Origin of the sequence: Curtobacterium sp. VKM Ac-2922, assembly GCF_022815645.1 — a bacterium.
Classification (GTDB): domain Bacteria; phylum Actinomycetota; class Actinomycetes; order Actinomycetales; family Microbacteriaceae; genus Curtobacterium.
Genome location: NZ_JALGRO010000002.1, coordinates 219,272 through 236,248 on the forward strand (window position 1 = coordinate 219,272; position 16,977 = coordinate 236,248).

The following is a 16,977-nucleotide window of genomic DNA, read 5'->3' on the forward strand; positions in this document are numbered from 1 at the left end:
ATGCAACTTGTCCCCCGCACTGGGGACGACGGTACGTGCGCCGCGTTTTGCGGACAGGGCGAGGCCGCTCGCGCCCTGTCAGTCGCTGCTCGGCTGCTCCGGGTCGGCGGGATGCTCCGGGTCGACGGGCTGCTCCGGCTCGGCTGCCTGCGCTTCGGGCAACGCGCCCGGCCCCTCGGTCACCAGCAGTCGGAACTGCTCGGCATCGATGATGCGCAGGCCCAGCTGCTCGGCCTTGGTCAGCTTCGAGCCCGCTCCGGGCCCCGCGGCCACGAAGTCGGTCTTCTTGCTGACGCTCGACGCGGCCTTGCCCCCGGCGGCGATGATCGCTTCGAGGGCCCCTTCACGCGTGTACCCCTCGAGCGAGCCGGTGGCGACGACGGTGACGCCGCTCAGGACGCCGTCCTCGGTCGTGGCGGCACCCGGGCCGGGGTGACCGGGCGTGGCGAACTGCACGCCGGCAGCCGTCCAGCGGTCGATGACCTCACGGTGCCAGTCGACCTCGAACCAGTCGAGCAGCGCGTCGGCGATGATCCCACCGACGCCGTCGACCGCAGCCAGGTCGTCGCGCGACGCCGACCGGATCGCGTCGAGCGACCCGAAGTGGTTCGCCAGGGCCCGGGCGGCGACCGGCCCGACGTGGCGGATGCTCAGACCGACCAGGATGCGCCACAGCGGCGACGTCTTGGCCGCGTCGATGTTGGCGAGCATCTCGAACGCGTTCTTGGACGGGTACCGGCTCGGTTCGCCGGTGTAGTCCGCGCCACGGGCGTCCGGGTCGAAGGGCGGATCGGTCTTCTTGCGGGCACGGCTGAACGGGGTGACGCGCTTGGGGGTGCCGTCCTCGTCGGTCTTCTGCATGCCGGTCTCGGCGTCGCGGACGATGACCTCGATCGGGACGATGTCCTGCATCGTCAGGTCGAACAGCCCCGCTTCGGTGTCGAGCGGGGGCACCTCGGGGTGGAGCGGCTGCGTCAGGGCCGAGGCGGCGACCTCGCCGAGCCCCTCGATGTCGAGCGACCCGCGCGAAGCGATGTGCTCGACCCGTCCACGCACCTGTGCCGGGCAGCTCTTCGCGTTCGGGCAGCGCAGGTCGATGTCGCCGTCCTTCGCCGGGGCCAACGTGGTGCCGCACTCGGGGCACTCGGTCGGCATCACGAACTCGCGCTCGGAGCCGTCACGCAGCTCGACGACCGGGCCGAGGACCTCGGGGATGACGTCGCCCGCCTTGCGCAGCACGACGGTGTCGCCGATCAGGACGCCCTTGGCCTTGACGACCTGCTGGTTGTGCAGCGTCGCCTGGCGCACGACCGAGCCCGCCACCTCGGCCGGGGCCATCACCGCGAAGGGGGTCGCCCGCCCGGTCCGGCCGACGCTCACCACGATGTCGAGCAGCGTCGTGTGCACTTCTTCTGGCGGGTACTTGTAGGCGATCGCCCACCGCGGGGCCCTGGACGTCGAGCCGAGCTCCTCGTGCAGGCCCAGGTCGTCGACCTTGATGACGATGCCGTCGATCTGGTGCTCCACCGATGCGCGCCGGTCGCCGTAGTCCCTGACGAAACCCAGCACCTCGTCGATGGAGTCGAACACGCGGTGGTGCGTCCCCGTGGGCAGGCCCCAGGTGTGCAGCAGCTCGTAGACCTCGGACTGCGAGCGCACGTCGGTGTCGCGCTCGAGCTCGCGCACGGGCCACGCGCCGATGCCGTGCACGAGCATGCGCAGGCGCTGCAGCCGGTCGACCATGAGCTCGCGCTTGGCGGGCGACTTGCCGGATTCCTTCTGCCGGAGGGACCCGGCGGCGGCGTTGCGGGGGTTCGCGAAGACGCGCTCACCCGCGTCGCGCTGCTTGGCGTTGAGCTCGTCGAACTGCTCGACGGGGAAGAAGATCTCGCCGCGCACCTCGACCAGGGGCGGGTGGCCGGAGCCGGCCAGCCGGTCGGGGATGGTGCCCATCGTCCGGACGTTGCCGGTGACGTCCTCGCCCACGACGCCGTCGCCGCGGGTCGCCGCCGTGACCAGGCGCCCGTGCTCGTAGCGCAGGTTGATCGCGAGCCCGTCGATCTTCAGCTCGGTCAGGAACCGGACGCGCTCGGCTCCGGCGTCCCGCTGCACCTTGACGGCCCAGTCGGTCAGTTCGTCCGGCGAGAAGACGTTGTCGAGACTGAGCATGCGTTCGGCGTGCTCGACGGGGGCGAACTGCGTCGTCTCGGCACGGCCGCCGACCGTCTGCGTGGGGCTGTCGGCGGTCAGGAGCTCGGGGAACCGCTGCTCGATCGCGTCGAGCCGGTGCATCATGGCGTCGTAGTCGGCGTCCGAGACTGGCGAGCCGTTGCCCTCGTAGTAGTCGTCGCGGAGTTCGTTCGCGCGCGCACGCAACCGGTCGACCTCGCGCGCCGCCTGGGCTGCGTCGAGCTCGGCGGGGTCGATGGTCTCGAACGTGGCGTCGGTCTCGCTCATACCGACAGTTCTACCGCGAACCCCCGACCGCCACAGCCAGACGTCAGGCGTCGACCGGCACCGCACTGACCGTCGTGTCGATCGTGCACTGCCCGAGCACGCGGGTGCCGACGTAGACCACGGCCGTCTGGCCGGGCGCCACACCGTGCAACGGCTCGTCGACGTCGATCACCAGCAGCCCGTCGTCCACCCGGGCGGTCGCGGGCACCGGGTCGGCGTGCGCGCGGATCTGCACGTCGCACCGGAACGGCGTCGTGGGGTCGGCCGGAGCGGCGCCGGCCCAGGTGAACCGCCCGCCCGACATCGACGTGACGGCGAGCGCTTCCTTCGGGCCGACGACCACGGTGTTGTCCTTGGGACGGATCTCGAGCACGAAGCGCGGCTTGCCGTCCGGCGCCGGACGGCCGAGTGCCAGGCCGCGGCGCTGCCCGACCGTGTACCCGGCGGCGCCCTCGTGCGAGCCGACCACGGTGCCGTCACGCTCGACCACGTCGCCCGGGGCGGTCCCGACGCGGTCGGCCAGCCAGCCGCGGGTGTCGCCGTCCGGGATGAAGCAGATGTCGTACGAGTCGGGCTTCTGCGCCACGGTCAGCCCGCGCGAGGCGGCCTCGGCGCGGACCTCGTCCTTGGACGGGGTGGCACCCAGGGGGAACATCGCGTGCTGCAGCTGCTCGGCGGTGAGCACGCCCAGCACGTACGACTGGTCCTTCGCCCACGCGGCCGACCGGTGCAGTTCGCGAGAGCCGTCGGCCGCCGTGACGATCGAGGCGTAGTGGCCGGTGCAGACGGCGTCGAAGCCGAGCGCCAGGGCCTTCTCGAGCAGCGCGGCGAACTTGATCCGCTCGTTGCAGCGCATGCAGGGGTTCGGGGTGCGACCGGCCTGGTACTCCGCCACGAAGTCGTCGACCACGTCCTCCTTGAACCGGGCCGAGAAGTCCCACACGTAGTACGGGATGCCGAGTGCCGACGCGGCGCGCTGTGCGTCCATCGAGTCCTCGATGGTGCAGCACCCGCGGCTGCCGGTGCGGAGCGTGCCCGGCATCCGGCTCAGCGCCAGGTGCACCCCGACCACGTCGTGTCCGGCGTCCACCGCCCGGGCCGCGGCCACCGCCGAGTCGACACCACCGCTCATCGCCGCCAGAACTCGCATGTGTCCAGGGTAACTCCCGCACCGGGCGTAGCGTTGGTCGGGCGATGACCACCAGCAGCCACGACGCCTTCGACTTCCGCGGCGTCCTGCTGTCCGGCTTCCTGCCCGCCGCGCTCTTCGCCATCGGCGAGGGCGCGATCATCCCGATCATCCCGATCGCGGCGACCTCGCTCGGTGCGACGCTGGCCATCGCGGGCTTCGTCGCGTCGCTCATCCTGGTCGGCGAGCTCATCGGCGACGTGCCGTCCGGGGTCGTCGTCGCCCGGATCGGCGAGCGCAACGCGATGATCGGCGCGGCCCTGGTGTCGATCGTCGGGCTGGTCGTGTGCACGGTCGCCCCGAACCCCGTCGTGCTGGCGGTCGGCGTCTTCCTGGTGGGGATCTCGACCGCGGTGTTCGCGCTCGCCCGGCACGCGTACATGACCACCGCGATCCCGATCCAGATCCGGGCCCGCGCGCTGTCCAGCCTGGGCGGCGTCTTCCGCTTCGGCTACTTCGTCGGCCCGTTCCTCGCCGCCGGGGTGGTCCACCTGACCGGCACCACGCAGAGCGCCTTCTGGATCCACATCGTGTGCTGCCTGGCAGCGGCGGTGACGCTGCTGGTCATCCGCGACCCCGCGACGGGCGTGCGCGGACTGCGGTGGCCGAGCCGGGCCTCCCGTCCGGACGGCGCCACCCCGGCCGGTGACGCGACGGACACCGGCGCGATCCTGGTGCAGCAGGAGTCGCACGGCCTGTTCCGGACGCTGCGGCAGCACCACCGGGTGCTGTTCCGGATGGGCAGCGGGGCCGCGCTCATCGGCGCGATGCGGGCCGGGCGCCAGGTCATCCTGCCGCTCTGGGCCGTCAGCGTCGGACTCGACGACGCCACCGCGGCCCTGGTGATCGGCATCGCCGGGGCGGTCGACTTCGCGCTCTTCTACACGAGCGGGCAGATCATGGACCGCTGGGGGCGGCTCGCCAGCGCCCTGCCGTGCATGCTCGGCCTGAGCGTCAGCTACTTCCTGCTGGCGTGGAGCGGCCACCTCGACGCCCGCGTCGGCTGGTTCGTCGGCATCGCGATCGGGATGTCGCTGGCGAACGGCGTGGGGTCGGGCATCCTGATGACCCTCGGCGCCGACCTGGCACCCCGCGACGCCCCGGCGCCGTTCCTGGGTGCGTGGCGCTTCACGGGCGACTTCGGGCAGGCAGCCGCGCCGCTCGTCATCTCGGGCATCACGGCCGTCGCCTCGATCGCCGTCGCCAGCGGCGTGATGGGCGTACTGGGCCTGGTCGGCGCGGGACTGCTGCTGCGGTACGTGCCGCGGTACCTGCCCCGCCAGCTGCGCTGACGCGCGGACACCCGCACCGGCACCGCACCGGACGGGGGGCCCGGGTCGGCCCCGCCCCGCGGGTCCGGCTCCGACGTGGCCGGGTACGCTGTCGGTGCTCGCGGGAGTGGTGGAATCGGTAGACACGCAGGATTTAGGTTCCTGTGCCCCAGGCGTGAGGGTTCGAGTCCCTCCTTCCGCACCGGTGACGGCCCGACGCACATCTCATCACCCCGGCGGACGGACCCCGGAGGGCTGCACGGTACCCTCGTCCTGCAGGAGGCCTCCTGCCTCCGCACCAGCACGACCGGAAGAAGCATGCACTCCGTCGCACTCGCCCTGATCCCCTGGCTGGATCCGCAGTACATCCTCGACCACTTCGGGGCCGTCGCCGTGCTCGTCGTGTGCGCCATCATCTTCGCCGAGACCGGTCTGCTGATCGGGTTCATCTTCCCCGGTGACAGCCTGCTCGTGATCACCGGCCTGTTCGCCTTCGACCGCGGTGGCGCCATCGGCGGCATCCCGATCTGGGTCGCCGCGCTGATGATCGCCGCCGCCGCGTTCCTGGGTGGCGAACTCGGCTACTACATCGGCAAGAAGGCCGGTCCGCCGATCTTCGAGCGCCGTGAGAGCGGTCTGTTCTCCAAGGCCAACGTCGACCGGACCAACGCGTTCTTCCACCGCTTCGGCCCGCTCGCGGTGATCCTGGCCCGCTTCGTGCCGGTCGTCCGCACGTTCCTGCCGATCGCCGCCGGCGTCGGCCGGATGGACTACAAGAAGTACTCACTGTTCAACGCCATCGGCGCGCTCATCTGGGGTCTCGGCGTCACGTTCCTCGGCTACTTCCTGGGCTACATCCCGTTCGTCGCCCACATCGTCCGCGAGTACATCGACGTCATCCTGCTCGCCGCGGTCGTCGTGACGGTCGTGCCCATGGCGCTGACCTACATCCGCAATGCGCGCAAGGCGAAGAAGGACCAGCAGGAGCACGGCCAGCCAACCGTCGACTGACGCGTGCCCCCGGTCGGGTCAGCCCGCCGTGGTGGCGAACCACTCCCGCACGATCGGTGCGATGCCCCGGAAGGCCTTGGCCCGGTGGCTCAGGGCGTTCTTCTCGGCACGGGTGAGCTCGGCCGACGACCGGTCCGCGTCGTCCGGCTGGAACACCGGGTCGTACCCGTGCCCGCCGTCACCGCGGCGCTCTGTCAGCACCTCGCCGTTCCACACCGCCTCGACCACGTGCTCGACCCCGTCGGGTGTCACGAACGCGGCCGCACAGACGAACGCCGCGGTCCGTTCCACGACGCCCTGCAGGTTCTGCAGCAGCAGGTCGATGTTGTCCGCGTCCACACGGGTGCCGGCGTACCGCGCCGAGTGGATCCCCGGCGCGCCACCGAGCGCGTCGACCGCGATGCCGGAGTCGTCCGCCAGGGCCGGCAACCCGGTGTGGGCGACCGCCGCGCGGGCCTTGATCAGCGCGTTCGCGGCGTAGGTGTCGCCGTCCTCGACCGGCTCGGGGCCGTCGTAGGCCTGCAGCGCGACACCGTCGCCGAGTGCCCCGCCCAGGATCTCGCGCAGCTCGACCACCTTGCCCTGGTTGTGGGTGGCCAGCACCACCGAGCGGCTGGTCACGCGAGTCCCAGTGCGGTCTTCTGGATCGCCGCGAGCGACGCGTTGCCCGCCAGGCCCAGGTCGAGCAGGACGTTCAGCTCGTCGCGGTCGAACGGCGCGTGCTCGGCGGTGCCCTGCACCTCGATGAACTTGCCGGAGCCGGTCGTGACGATGTTCATGTCGGTGTCGGCCGCCGAGTCCTCGGTGTACGCCAGGTCGAGCATCGGCTCGCCCTTGACGATGCCGACCGAGACGGCCTGCACGCTGTCGGTGAGCGGCGTGGCCTTCTTCGCGATGAAGCCCTTGTCGCGGCCCCACTCGATCGCGTCGACCATCGCGACGTAGGCGCCCGTGATCGACGCCGTGCGGGTGCCACCGTCGGCCTGCAGCACGTCGCAGTCCAGCACCAGGGTGTTCTCGCCCAGGCCCTTCATGTCGACGACGGCACGCAGCGAGCGCCCGATCAGGCGGGAGATCTCGTGCGTGCGCCCGCCGACCTTGCCCTTGATGGACTCGCGCTGCATCCGCTCGTTGGTGGAGCGCGGCAGCATCGAGTACTCGGCGGTGACCCAACCCGAGCCCTTGCCGGCCATCCAGCGCGGGACGCCGTTCGTGAACGACGCGGTGCACAGCACCTTCGTGTTGCCGAACGAGATGAGCGCACTGCCCTCGGCCTGGGCGCTCCAGCCGCGTTCGATCGTGACGGGGCGGTGCTCGGTGGTCTGACGGCCGTCGATGCGGGTCATGGTGTCCTTCCGGGGTGGGGCAGGGTGATCGCGTCGGTCTCGAGGTGACCGACACGGACGATCTCGGGGCCGAGGAACCGGCGGGCGAGCCGGAGGAACCCGGTCTCGTCGGCGCCGGTGGCCTCGAACGCGTAGGTGGGGGGTTCGGTGGTGGTGCGCTCGAGCCCGTGCTCGACCAGGCGACGGTAGACGTCGCTGGCGGTCTCCTCGGCGCTCGACACCAGTGTGACGTCGGGACCCATGACGTACTGGATCGCCGCGGACATCAACGGGTAGTGCGTGCAGCCGAGCACGAGCGTGTCGACGTCCGCCGCACGGATCGGCTCGAGGTACCCGGCCGCGACCCGGCGGAGCTCCGGCGACGACGTGTCCCCGGCCTCGACGAACTCGACGAAGCGCGGGCAGGCCGCCAGCGTCAGGGTGACGTCAGCCGCCACGGCGAAGGCGTCCTCGTACGACCGCGAGGCGATGGTGCCGACCGTGCCGATCACGCCGACCCGACCGGTCCTGGTCTGTTTGACGGCCGCGCGGGCCGCGGGCTGGATGACCTCGACGACGGGGATGCCGTACGCCTGCTCGTACCGTTCGCGGGCGTCGCGCAGGACCGCGGACGACGCCGTGTTGCACGCGATGACCAGGGCCTTGACGCCCTGGTCGACCAGGTCGTCCATCACCTGCAGGGCGTACCGGCGGACGTCCGCGATGGGCTTGGGGCCGTACGGGGAGTGCAGCGTGTCGCCGACGTACCGGATGCTCTCGCGCGGGAGCTGGTCGATGATCGCGCGGGCGACCGTCAGGCCACCGACGCCGCTGTCGAAGACTCCGATCGGTGCATCCGTCACGGCACCAGCGTACCGACGCGGGCCGACGTGCCGGACGCCACCCGGGCCTCCAGCCGCAGGTCCTGACTAGTGTCGATGGGGTGACCAGCGCGCTCCTGACGGACCAGTACGAACTCACCATGGTCGATGCGGCCCTGAAGGACGGCACCGCCGACCGGCGCTGCGTGTTCGAGGTCTTCGCGCGACGGCTGCCGGACGGGCGTCGCTACGGCGTGGCGGCCGGCCTCGGGCGGTTCCTCACCGCACTCGGGGACTTCCGGTTCGGCGACGACGAGATCGGGTTCCTGCGCGACCGCGGCGTCGTGGACGCGGGGACCGCGGACTGGCTGGCCGGGTACCGCTTCACCGGGGACGTCCGGGCGTACCGCGAGGGCGAGGTGTTCTTCCCGAACTCCCCCGTGCTGCAGATCGAGGGCACGTTCGCCGAGGCCGTCCTGCTCGAGACCCTGGCCCTGTCGGTCTTCAACGCCGACTCGGCGATCGCCTCGGCAGCAGCGCGCATGGTGTCCGCCGCCGACCACCGCCCGATCGCCGAGATGGGCTCTCGGCGCACCGGCGAGTGGAACGCGGTCGCCGCGGCCCGCGCTGCGTACATCGCCGGGTTCGGCGCGACGAGCAACCTCGAGGCCGGCCGCACGTGGGGCATCCCGACGATGGGCACCGCCGCGCACGCGTTCACCCTGCTGCACGACTCGGAAGAAGCGGCGTTCCGCTCCCAGCTCGACGCCCTCGGTGACGGCACGACGCTGCTCGTCGACACCTACGACATCGAGGCGGCCGTCGACACCGCGGTCCGGCTGACATCCGGTCGGTTGGGTGCCGTCCGCATCGACAGCGGCGACCTGCCGTCCGTCGTGGCGTCGGTCCGCGCGCAGCTCGACCGGCTCGGCGCGACGAGCACGAAGATCACCGTCACGAACGACCTGGACGAGTACACGATCGCCGCGCTCCGTGCCGCCCCGGTCGACTCGTACGGCGTCGGGACCTCGGTCGTGTCCGGGTCCGGGCACCCCGCTGCCGGGATGGTCTTCAAGCTCGTCGCGCACCAGTCGCCGGCCGGCGAATGGGTGTCCGTGGCCAAGAAGTCCGCCGACAAGGCGTCGATCGGCGGGCGCAAGGAGGCCGGGCGGCGCCTGCGCAACGGCATCGCGACGGCCGAGGTCGTCCGCACCCCGGGCACGTCCGCCGGTCCGGACGAGCGTCCGCTGCTCGTGCCCGTCGTGACCCACGGCGAGGTCGACCCGGCGTTCCTCGGCAGTCACGGGGTCGAGGCTGCGCGGGCACACCACGCCAACGCCAAGGCCGAGCTGCCGGTCGACGCGGCACGGATCGGTCGGGGCGACCCCGCGATCCCGACGCTGATCGTGTGAGCTACTCGGCCTGCATCTTCTCGTAGATGGCCTTGCAGTCCGGGCAGACCGGGAACTTCTCCGGGTCGCGGCCCGGGATCCACTTCTTGCCGCACAAGGCCTTGACGGGCTTGCCGCTCAGGGCCGACTGCAGGATCTTGTCCTTCTTGACGTAGTGCGAGAAGCGCTCGTGGTCGCCGGGCTCGATCGCCTCTTCCTCGAGGAGCTTCTCGAGCTCGCGGTCCATCACGTCGAGTCCGCCGCCACCGGGTTCCGTCATGCTCATGGGACCAGGGTACGTCCGTCCGCGGTCAGTTGCGCTGCGCCGCTGCTCCGCGGCGTCAGTTGCGCTGCGCCGCTGCTCCGCGGCGTCAGTTGCGCTGCGCCGCTGCGAGCAGGTCCGGGCCGTGCCGGTCGAACAGCTTGCCACCCACCACGACACCGAGCCCGAGCACCACGACGCCGACGCCGGCACCGACGAGCAACGTCAGCATCGCCCACCTCGCCGCACTGTCCGTGAAGGCCAGCACCGCGAGCCACCCAGCGGGGACCGAGAACACCAGGATCCCGATGATCGTGACCGACTGCGACACGGTCGACACCACGCCGGCGGCCTGCGGCTGCTGGAACGCCCGGTCGCCCGGTCGCACCGTCGGGTAGGGCAGTGCCACGGACACGACACTCGAGATCCCGAGGCCCGCGAACAGCGCCCCGACGCACACGCCGATCAGCACCGGGAAGGCCGCGGCGTCGCCGAAGAGCCAGGCGGACACCCCGCTGCCCGCGACGATCACCGGCACCCCGACGACGATCACGGGCGTCAGCCGGCCCAGCCGGTCGCTCCATCCGGGTGCCCCCGAAGCCACGTGCAGCCACACCGCGGTGTTGTCGTACGCGACGTCGTTGTGCGGCAGGAACCCCGCGATGACGGCCATCAGCGGCAGCGGGATGAGCGCGGTCCAGTGCCAGGGCATGCCGGCGACGCCGAGCGGCACGACGACGATCGGCACGAAGAGCAGGATCAGGTACGAGGTGCGGTACCGCGGGTCACGGCCCCAGTAGGTCAACGCACGGGCGGCGACGGCACCGACCGGGGTCGCCCCGAGCCGGTCGAACCACCCCAGGGTCCGGTAGCTCCGGACCGACGCACGGTCGTCGACCGTGACGAGCAGGTGCCCGACGAGCGCCCACCACGCCCAGGCCAGCAGACCGAGGACCGCCAGCGCGATCAGGAGCTCGACGACGGCTCCGCCGGTGTCGCCGACGGCGGCCGCAGCGGGCACGGCCCACGCGGCTCCCCACGGGGTCCACCCGGCGATGTCGGCGATCCGGTCGAGTTCGGTGCTGCGCGGGTCGACCCAGTCGACGCGCAGCAGCAGCGACACGGTCGGGATCGCCAGGACCACGACCACGAGCGTCACCAACCAGCCGGCGTCGCGTGTCGGACGGTGCCCGCCGAAGAGCCACGCTCCCAGTGCACACCCGACCCGCACCAGCAGGGCGGCGGTCGCGACGACGAGCACCGCCGCGACGACCCCGAGGACCCCGCTGCCGGCGTCCCGCATCCAGGTCACCGACTGGGCGACCGCGACGATCGCCACGGACACGATCGGCACGCCGACCAGTCCGGCCACGCCGAGTCCCACGGCCAGGTCGCGTCGGGTGACGCCGAACACGGCGAACCGTCGCGGGTCGAACTGGTCCGCGCCGCCGACGGCGAGCGGGATGATCGTGAACCCGACCATCACCAGCGTGCCGACGGGCACGACGACGGTCCGGGCGACCTCGGGGTCGGCGGTACGCAGGGCGGTGACCGCCATGGCGACGAGCACGGCCGCGGCGAGTCCGGCGAGGCTGCCGACGACGACCAGGACCGAGCGACGCGCACTCCCCCTGACCTCGCCCGCCAGCAGGTCGGCCCTCAGCCGGAGAAGCTGTGCAACCATTCCATGCTCTCTGCGACGACGCGGCCACCCGCGAGCTCGACGAACTTGTCCTCGAGGCTCTTCCGGCCACGCACCTGCGCCATGGTGCCCGACGCGAGCACCTTGCCGCCGACGATCACGGCGACCGAGTCGCACGTGCGCTGGACGAGTTCCATCGAGTGGCTCGACAGGACGACGGTGCCGCCGCCCTGGGTGTAGCGGCGCAGGATCTCGACGATCGTCGCCGAGCTGACCGGGTCGACCGACTCGAACGGCTCGTCGAGCACGAGCACGCGCGGGGAGTGGATGAGGGTCGCGGCCAGGGCGATCTTCTTCGCCATCCCGACGGAGTAGTCGGCGACCTGACGACCGAGTGCGTCGCCGAGCCCGAAGGCCTCGGCCAGGTCGGCGCTCCGCGCTCGGGCGGTCTTGCCGTCGAGCCCGCGCAGCGTCGCCGAGTAGAACAGCAGCTGCGCACCGGTCAGACGGTCGAACAGACGGAGTCGGTCGGGCAGCACGCCCATGCTCCGTTTCGCCGCGGCCGGGTCGGCCCACACGTCGTGGTCGAGCACGGTCGCGGTGCCGGCGTCGGGACGCAGCAGACCGGTGAGCATCGACAGTGTCGTGGTCTTGCCCGCGCCGTTGGGTCCGACGACCCCGAAGATCGATCCCTGGCGGATCTCGAGGTCGACCTCGTCCGCGGCGATCGTCTGGCCGTACCGCTTGACCAGGCCGGCAGCACGGAGCACCACGGGCTGCTGCGGTGCCGGAGCGGCGGCCGTGGCGCGTTTCGTCGCGGTCGGCCGCGGTGCGCGCTTCTTCGCCGGCGCGGTCTGCCCGGCGGCCGGCGCGGTCTGCCCGGCGCCTGGCGCGTCGGCTGCGTCGTTCCGGACGGGAGGCTCGGTGGCGGTCGCGTCGACCCCCTCCGCCCGCCCCTCGGTCCGGTCCACCACGCCGGTCCGGCCCGACTTCGACGCCGCGGCGCCCTGCGGGCGTGTCGCGCGGCCCTTCTTGCCGGTGCGCTGCCCGGCACCCGGGCCCGTGCCGGTGCGTGCAGCGCCGCCCGTGCCGTCCGTCCGGACGTCGTCGGCGACGCGGGTGTCCGTCGCGGTGTCGTCCGTCATGCCGTCCTGTGCAGGGCGATCGTCCGCATCCCTGTCCCCCGTGTCTGCGTTGTCGTCGTCCACGGCGTCGTCGCCGTCGAACTCGGTCGTCTCGGTGAGCCAGGCCGCGTCGGACGTCGCGTACACGTCGTTCTCATCCCCTGCTGCAGCCGCCACGGCCCCACCGTACCAATGCGCCGGACGCGTCGGGGTGGGCGGATCCCCAGGGTCACGAAATGACTACGAACCCGTTCAGGACGTACCCCGACGGGGGGACTTTCCGTATCATTCACGAGGACACGACGGAGTGTTCACCACTTGGAAACCTGCCCCGGATGCCTGCGGGGCCGCGGATCGCTCCCCTGTCGTCGACGGCCGGGCGCGGCTCACGGCTCGTTCGCACCTGATCGGAGCACACTCGAGAAGGCCTGCCTGTGCCCAACGGCGCGCGGGCAGACACCCGAAGGGACCAGCATGACCACGCAGATCGTCATCCTCGCAGCGGGGATGGGCAGCCGCCTCGGGCGCAGCCTGCCGAAGCCGCTCACCGAACTCAGTGACGGCCGCTCCATCATGCAGCAGCAGTTCGACAACATCCGCGCCGCGTTCGGTTCGAGCGCCAAGGTGACGGTCGTCGTCGGCTACAAGTCCGAGTACATCGTCGAGGCCTTCCCCGAAGCCGCCTTCGTCTACAACGAGTCCTACGACTCCACCAACACCTCGAAGAGCCTGCTCCGTGCGCTCAAGGCCACGGGCAAGGGCGGCGTCCTCTGGATGAACGGCGACGTCGTCTTCGACCCGCGGGCCCTCGTCCGCGCGGCCGACATGATGGACCAGGACCGCTCGTTCGTCAGCGTCAACACCGAGAAGGTGTCCGACGAAGAAGTCAAGTACACGGTCGACGCCGAAGGCTGCATCCACAAGCTGTCCAAGCAGGTCGTGGGCGGTCTGGGCGAAGCGGTGGGCATCAACTACGTCTCCGCCGCCGACAAGCAGGCGCTCATCCACCAGCTCGGCCGGGTCGACGACCAGGAGTACTTCGAGGGCGGCATCGAGGCAGCCATCGCTGAAGACGGTCTACGCTGGACGCCGATCGACATCTCCGACCTGTACGCGGTCGAGATCGACTTCGCCGAGGACCTCGAGCGCGCGAACAACCTGTTCGCCTGAGCGACTGGCATCCTCTCGGTGATCCCAGCCGGAAGGACCCCATGACGACATCGAGTGCGCCGACCGCGCCGCCGGTCGTTGCCCCGGCAACGGCCCGCAGTGCGACTCGGCGCTATCGTCATGCGCTCTGGCTGCTCACCAAGCGCGACCTGCGCGTCCGGTACTCCACCTCGGCGCTCGGCTACGTGTGGTCGATCCTCGACCCCCTCGTCATGTCGGGGATCTACTGGTTCGTCTTCACGCAGGTGTTCCACCGCGGGTCCGTGGGCGAAGAGCCCTACATCGTGTTCCTGCTGTCGGCGCTGCTGCCGTGGATGTGGTTCACGGGGGCCGTGTCCGACTCCACCCGCGCGTTCATCTCCGAGTCCAAGCTGATCCGCTCGACGACGATCCCCCGCAGCATCTGGGTGCTCCGGATCGACGCGTCCAAGGGCATCGAGTTCCTGCTGAGCATCCCCGTGCTCGCGGTGTTCGTCATCGCGACGGGTGCGCACCTGCACTGGCAGGTCGTCCTCTGGCCGCTCGCGATCCTGCTGCAGGCGGCGCTGGTCTACGGCATCGGCCTGATCGTGGCCCCGCTCGTGGTGTTCTTCCGCGACCTCGAGCGTGCGGTGAAGCTGCTGCTCCGGTTCGCCTTCTACGCCTCGCCCATCATCTACGGCACGCACGCGCTCCCCCGGGTCCTGCACGACCTGGCGGCGATCAACCCCCTCACCGGCATCTTCGGCATCTACCGCGCGGCGTTCTTCCCCAGCCAGCTCGACTGGACCGAGGTCCTGGCGTCGGCGGTCACGACCGCGGTGGTCGTCGCCATCGGTCTCGCGGTGTTCCGTCGCAGCGAGCACCGCGTCCTCAAGGAGCTGTGATGACCTCGACCCAGGCACCTGACCAGGCCAAGACCGTCGCGCCGGTCATCTCGGTCACCGACGCCGGCATCCGGTTCAAGCGCAACCGCAAGGCCGCGCGGAACTTCAAGGACCTGTTCGCGGGGAGCAACCGCCGGCAGCGCGGCGACGAGTTCTGGGCCCTGCGCCACGTCTCCTTCGACGTGCGTCCAGGTGAGGCGATCGGTGTCGTCGGCCGCAACGGGCAGGGCAAGTCGACCCTGCTCAAGCTCGTGGCGCAGGTGATGCTGCCGGACGAGGGTCGTGTCCGGGTCGGGGCCGGCGTCGCACCGCTCATCGAGATCACGGGTGGGTTCGTCGGCGACCTCACGGTGCGCGACAACGTCTACCTGACGGCCGGCCTGCACGGCATGTCCCGGACCGAGATCCGCGACGACTTCGACGAGATCATCGACTTCGCCGAGATCGGCGACTTCGTGGACACTCCCTACAAGCACCTGTCGAGCGGCATGAAGGTCCGCATCGCCTTCTCGGTCATCTCCCGCCTCGACGAACCCGTCATCCTGGTCGACGAGGTCCTGGCGGTCGGCGACAAGGCCTTCCGCGAGAAGTGCTACAAGCGCATCGAGCAGCTGCTCGCCGGCGGACGGACCCTGTTCTTCGTCTCCCACAGCGACAAGGACATCCGACGCTTCTGCGACCGCGGCCTGTACCTCGACAAGGGCCGGCTGCAGCTCGACGGCACCGTCGACCAGGCGCTCGCGCAGTACGCCGCCGACTACGCGGTCTGAGCACGCGGACGGGTCCCCCTCCCCTCCACAACCCGCCCCACCGCACCTCGCTCCACAGGCCATGCGCCACCGAGGGATCCCCAGCCCCCAGCGTCGGACCCTCCCCCTACCGTTTCCCCCATGCACCCAGCACCAACCGCCTACCGTGTCCCGTTCGCCGTCGACCGCAGCCAGGCCCCGCACCGGTACGACCTCGTCAACATGGGTGACGAGCCCGTCGACGGCCTGAGCCTCACCCACCTCGGAACGGGCTACTGCCCACCCCTCGTCGTCCGTCGTCTCGACCCGGGCCGCAGCATCGGGATCGCGGTGTTCGGCGTCGCCCCGGACGAGACCGGCGTGGTCATCGTCCGGTGGCGCCGACCGGACCGCTCCGAGTACGTCTGGCGGATGTCCCTGGTCGGCCCGGGGCTCGCGCCGTGAACCAGGGCCCCTCAGCGGCCGCCGTGGGCACGGTCGACCTCGTGCCAGCGTGCGACCAGCCGCTCGACCGCGGCGTGGAACCGCGCGGTCGCCACCCCGGGCGTGGTGTCGCCGAAGTACCGCGTGACCCAGCGCCGCAGCTCCGCGAGCTCGGCCTCGTCGTGCGCCGCGGCGTCCACACGGCCGATCACGTCGCCGGCGTCCTCGGCCCGCAGCCAGTTCGCGGCGGCCAGGTACCCGCGCTCGTCGACGTCGGCCTCGGCGGCTGCCGGGCGGGTGACGATCAGTGGCTTGCCGACGGCCAGCCGGTCGTAGATCATCGCGCTGATGTCGGTGATCGCCACGTCGGCGTCGGCGAGCTGCCACCCCATGCCCGGCCCGTCGTCGTACACGTGGTGGGCGCTCGCGTCGGCGGCGTTGGCGGCCGCGATGGCAGCGACGATCCGTTCGTGCGCCGCGCGGTACCCGGCATCGGTGACGCCGCTGCGCGGGTGTGGCCGGTACACCAGACGGTGCCGGGGCGACGCCAGCACGCGCTCCGCGATGGTCGTGCCGTGGCTCTGGATCGACCCGTAGGCAGCGGCGGCGCGGTCGCCCTCCCACGTCGGCGCGTACAGCACCACCGTGCGGTCGTCGGACGGGTACGGCGGCTCCCCGGCGAAGTGGTCCGCCTGGGGGCGTCCGATGGCGATCGCCCGCCGGTCCAGGTCGTAGTCCCACAGCGCCTCGGCCAGGCGGTCACGAGCGGCGTCCCCGGCGATCAGGGCGTAGTCGTACGCCTTGAACTGGTTGGTCGTCATGTACATCTTGTCGCTCTCGCCGTGGTTGACGAAGACGTGCCACATCCGTCCGTACCGCATCATCTGGAAGTTGCGGGCGTTCTGGTTGACGTACAACACCAGCTTCGGCGCCTGCTCGTCGACGAACCGCTCCAGGTCGACCACCTGCCGGGCGTACACCGCGGGCACGGGGGCCTCGTCGAGCAGGGTCAGCATGGTGCCGGGGTTGCGCGAGATGATCGCGACGGGGTGGGTCCGTGCCAACTCGGCCAGCGGCGCGTACCACTGCCGCACCTGGTACATGTTCACGGGGCCGTCGGCGAAGTACACGGCGACCTCGACGGTGCCCGGCACCAGCGGGCGCTCGGTCGCCAGGCGCCGGGCCAGGTCGCGCCGGTTGCCACGTGCGGTCAACAGGCGCTGCACCAGCCGCAGGGCCGTTCGGGCGTCGCGCAGGATCGGCATGCTCGGATCTC

The 16,977-nt window shown here is 71.2% G+C and carries 16 protein-coding genes and 1 tRNA gene; 8 read left to right on the forward strand and 9 right to left on the reverse strand.

The window, feature by feature from the left end; genetic code table 11:
* Positions 1-78: 78 nt before the first annotated feature.
* The gene (gene ligA, locus MT346_RS03050; protein WP_243561280.1) at positions 79-2,457 is read right to left on the reverse strand and encodes an NAD-dependent DNA ligase LigA; all 2,379 of its coding nucleotides are present in this window, start codon (positions 2,455-2,457) and stop codon (positions 79-81) included.
* 43 nt (positions 2,458-2,500) lie between these two features.
* Complete coding sequence (gene mnmA, locus MT346_RS03055) at positions 2,501-3,607, reverse strand: tRNA 2-thiouridine(34) synthase MnmA (protein ID WP_243561281.1); 1,107 nt, start codon at positions 3,605-3,607, stop codon at positions 2,501-2,503.
* A gap of 44 nt (positions 3,608-3,651) precedes the next feature.
* Between mnmA and MT346_RS03060 the strand changes: the two genes are divergently transcribed.
* The 3 genes from MT346_RS03060 to MT346_RS03070 all read left to right on the forward strand — a co-directional run bounded on the left by MT346_RS03060 (position 3,652) and on the right by MT346_RS03070 (position 5,928).
* Positions 3,652-4,938, forward strand: coding sequence for an MFS transporter (locus MT346_RS03060; protein WP_243561282.1), 1,287 nt, complete (start codon positions 3,652-3,654; stop codon positions 4,936-4,938).
* Between the two features lie 100 nt (positions 4,939-5,038).
* Positions 5,039-5,119: transfer RNA gene (locus tag MT346_RS03065), tRNA-Leu, on the forward strand.
* Between the two features lie 116 nt (positions 5,120-5,235).
* Positions 5,236-5,928: a DedA family protein gene (locus MT346_RS03070; RefSeq protein WP_243561283.1), complete on the forward strand. Its 693-nt coding sequence runs from the start codon at positions 5,236-5,238 to the stop codon at positions 5,926-5,928.
* Between the two features lie 18 nt (positions 5,929-5,946).
* Here MT346_RS03070 and rdgB read toward each other — a convergent pair whose 3' ends face one another.
* The 3 genes from rdgB to murI are packed head-to-tail and all read right to left on the reverse strand — an operon-like array spanning position 5,947 to position 8,116.
* A complete protein-coding gene (rdgB, locus tag MT346_RS03075; protein WP_243561284.1) occupies positions 5,947-6,549 on the reverse strand; it encodes an RdgB/HAM1 family non-canonical purine NTP pyrophosphatase in 603 nt (200 codons plus the stop codon).
* Positions 6,546-7,274 carry a ribonuclease PH gene (gene rph / locus MT346_RS03080; RefSeq protein WP_243561285.1) on the reverse strand — a complete coding sequence of 243 codons (729 nt, stop codon included), beginning with the start codon at positions 7,272-7,274 and terminating at the stop codon, positions 6,546-6,548. Before rph ends, rdgB begins: the two co-directional genes overlap by 4 nt.
* Entirely contained in the window at positions 7,271-8,116 is an 846-nt protein-coding gene (gene murI, locus MT346_RS03085) for a glutamate racemase (protein WP_243561286.1), read from the reverse strand. Before murI ends, rph begins: the two co-directional genes overlap by 4 nt.
* 119 nt (positions 8,117-8,235) lie before the next feature.
* On the opposite strand from murI, the gene MT346_RS03090 reads away from it, so the two are divergent.
* Positions 8,236-9,486 (forward strand): nicotinate phosphoribosyltransferase, encoded by a 1,251-nt coding sequence (locus MT346_RS03090; RefSeq protein WP_243561442.1) that lies wholly within the window; start codon positions 8,236-8,238, stop codon positions 9,484-9,486.
* Between the two features lies 1 nt (position 9,487).
* Here the strand turns inward: MT346_RS03090 and MT346_RS03095 are convergent, their stop codons facing one another.
* The 3 genes from MT346_RS03095 to MT346_RS18310 all read right to left on the reverse strand — a co-directional run bounded on the left by MT346_RS03095 (position 9,488) and on the right by MT346_RS18310 (position 12,670).
* Complete coding sequence (locus tag MT346_RS03095; RefSeq protein WP_243561287.1) at positions 9,488-9,751, reverse strand: DUF3039 domain-containing protein; 264 nt, start codon at positions 9,749-9,751, stop codon at positions 9,488-9,490.
* 85 nt (positions 9,752-9,836) lie between these two features.
* The gene (locus tag MT346_RS03100) at positions 9,837-11,411 is read right to left on the reverse strand and encodes an ABC transporter permease (RefSeq protein WP_243561288.1); all 1,575 of its coding nucleotides are present in this window, start codon (positions 11,409-11,411) and stop codon (positions 9,837-9,839) included.
* Entirely contained in the window at positions 11,387-12,670 is a 1,284-nt protein-coding gene (locus MT346_RS18310) for an ABC transporter ATP-binding protein (RefSeq protein ID WP_308221867.1), read from the reverse strand. Before MT346_RS18310 ends, MT346_RS03100 begins: the two co-directional genes overlap by 25 nt.
* A gap of 297 nt (positions 12,671-12,967) precedes the next feature.
* Between MT346_RS18310 and MT346_RS03110 the strand changes: the two genes are divergently transcribed.
* From MT346_RS03110 to MT346_RS03125, 4 genes are all read left to right on the forward strand, one after another.
* Complete coding sequence (locus MT346_RS03110; RefSeq protein WP_243561289.1) at positions 12,968-13,663, forward strand: NTP transferase domain-containing protein; 696 nt, start codon at positions 12,968-12,970, stop codon at positions 13,661-13,663.
* Between the two features lie 41 nt (positions 13,664-13,704).
* Complete coding sequence (locus MT346_RS03115; RefSeq protein WP_243561290.1) at positions 13,705-14,529, forward strand: ABC transporter permease; 825 nt, start codon at positions 13,705-13,707, stop codon at positions 14,527-14,529.
* Positions 14,529-15,299: an ABC transporter ATP-binding protein gene (locus MT346_RS03120; RefSeq protein ID WP_243561291.1), complete on the forward strand. Its 771-nt coding sequence runs from the start codon at positions 14,529-14,531 to the stop codon at positions 15,297-15,299. The genes MT346_RS03115 and MT346_RS03120 overlap by 1 nt, the downstream gene beginning before the upstream one ends.
* Before the next feature lie 120 nt (positions 15,300-15,419).
* Positions 15,420-15,722 (forward strand): hypothetical protein, encoded by a 303-nt coding sequence (locus MT346_RS03125; RefSeq protein ID WP_243561292.1) that lies wholly within the window; start codon positions 15,420-15,422, stop codon positions 15,720-15,722.
* An 11-nt stretch (positions 15,723-15,733) separates the two neighbouring features.
* Here the strand turns inward: MT346_RS03125 and MT346_RS03130 are convergent, their stop codons facing one another.
* Positions 15,734-16,966, reverse strand: coding sequence for a CDP-glycerol glycerophosphotransferase family protein (locus MT346_RS03130; RefSeq protein WP_243561293.1), 1,233 nt, complete (start codon positions 16,964-16,966; stop codon positions 15,734-15,736).
* Positions 16,967-16,977 lie beyond the last annotated feature (11 nt).

Bases quoted from the DNA above. Each gene is read 5' to 3' on its own strand.
- MT346_RS03125 (WP_243561292.1), top strand. From the start codon at position 15,420: ATGCACCCAGCACCAACCGCCTACCGTGTCCCGTTCGCCGTCGACCGC.
- mnmA (WP_243561281.1), bottom strand. From the start codon at position 3,607: ATGCGAGTTCTGGCGGCGATGAGCGGTGGTGTCGACTCGGCGGTGGCC.
- MT346_RS03070 (WP_243561283.1), top strand. From the start codon at position 5,236: ATGCACTCCGTCGCACTCGCCCTGATCCCCTGGCTGGATCCGCAGTAC.
- MT346_RS03120 (WP_243561291.1), top strand. From the start codon at position 14,529: ATGACCTCGACCCAGGCACCTGACCAGGCCAAGACCGTCGCGCCGGTC.
- MT346_RS03110 (WP_243561289.1), top strand. From the start codon at position 12,968: ATGACCACGCAGATCGTCATCCTCGCAGCGGGGATGGGCAGCCGCCTC.
- MT346_RS03115 (WP_243561290.1), top strand. From the start codon at position 13,705: ATGACGACATCGAGTGCGCCGACCGCGCCGCCGGTCGTTGCCCCGGCA.
- MT346_RS03060 (WP_243561282.1), top strand. From the start codon at position 3,652: ATGACCACCAGCAGCCACGACGCCTTCGACTTCCGCGGCGTCCTGCTG.
- MT346_RS03095 (WP_243561287.1), bottom strand. From the start codon at position 9,751: ATGAGCATGACGGAACCCGGTGGCGGCGGACTCGACGTGATGGACCGC.
- rph (WP_243561285.1), bottom strand. From the start codon at position 7,274: ATGACCCGCATCGACGGCCGTCAGACCACCGAGCACCGCCCCGTCACG.
- MT346_RS03100 (WP_243561288.1), bottom strand. From the start codon at position 11,411: ATGGTTGCACAGCTTCTCCGGCTGAGGGCCGACCTGCTGGCGGGCGAG.
- MT346_RS03130 (WP_243561293.1), bottom strand. From the start codon at position 16,966: ATGCCGATCCTGCGCGACGCCCGAACGGCCCTGCGGCTGGTGCAGCGC.
- MT346_RS03090 (WP_243561442.1), top strand. From the start codon at position 8,236: ATGGTCGATGCGGCCCTGAAGGACGGCACCGCCGACCGGCGCTGCGTG.
- ligA (WP_243561280.1), bottom strand. From the start codon at position 2,457: ATGAGCGAGACCGACGCCACGTTCGAGACCATCGACCCCGCCGAGCTC.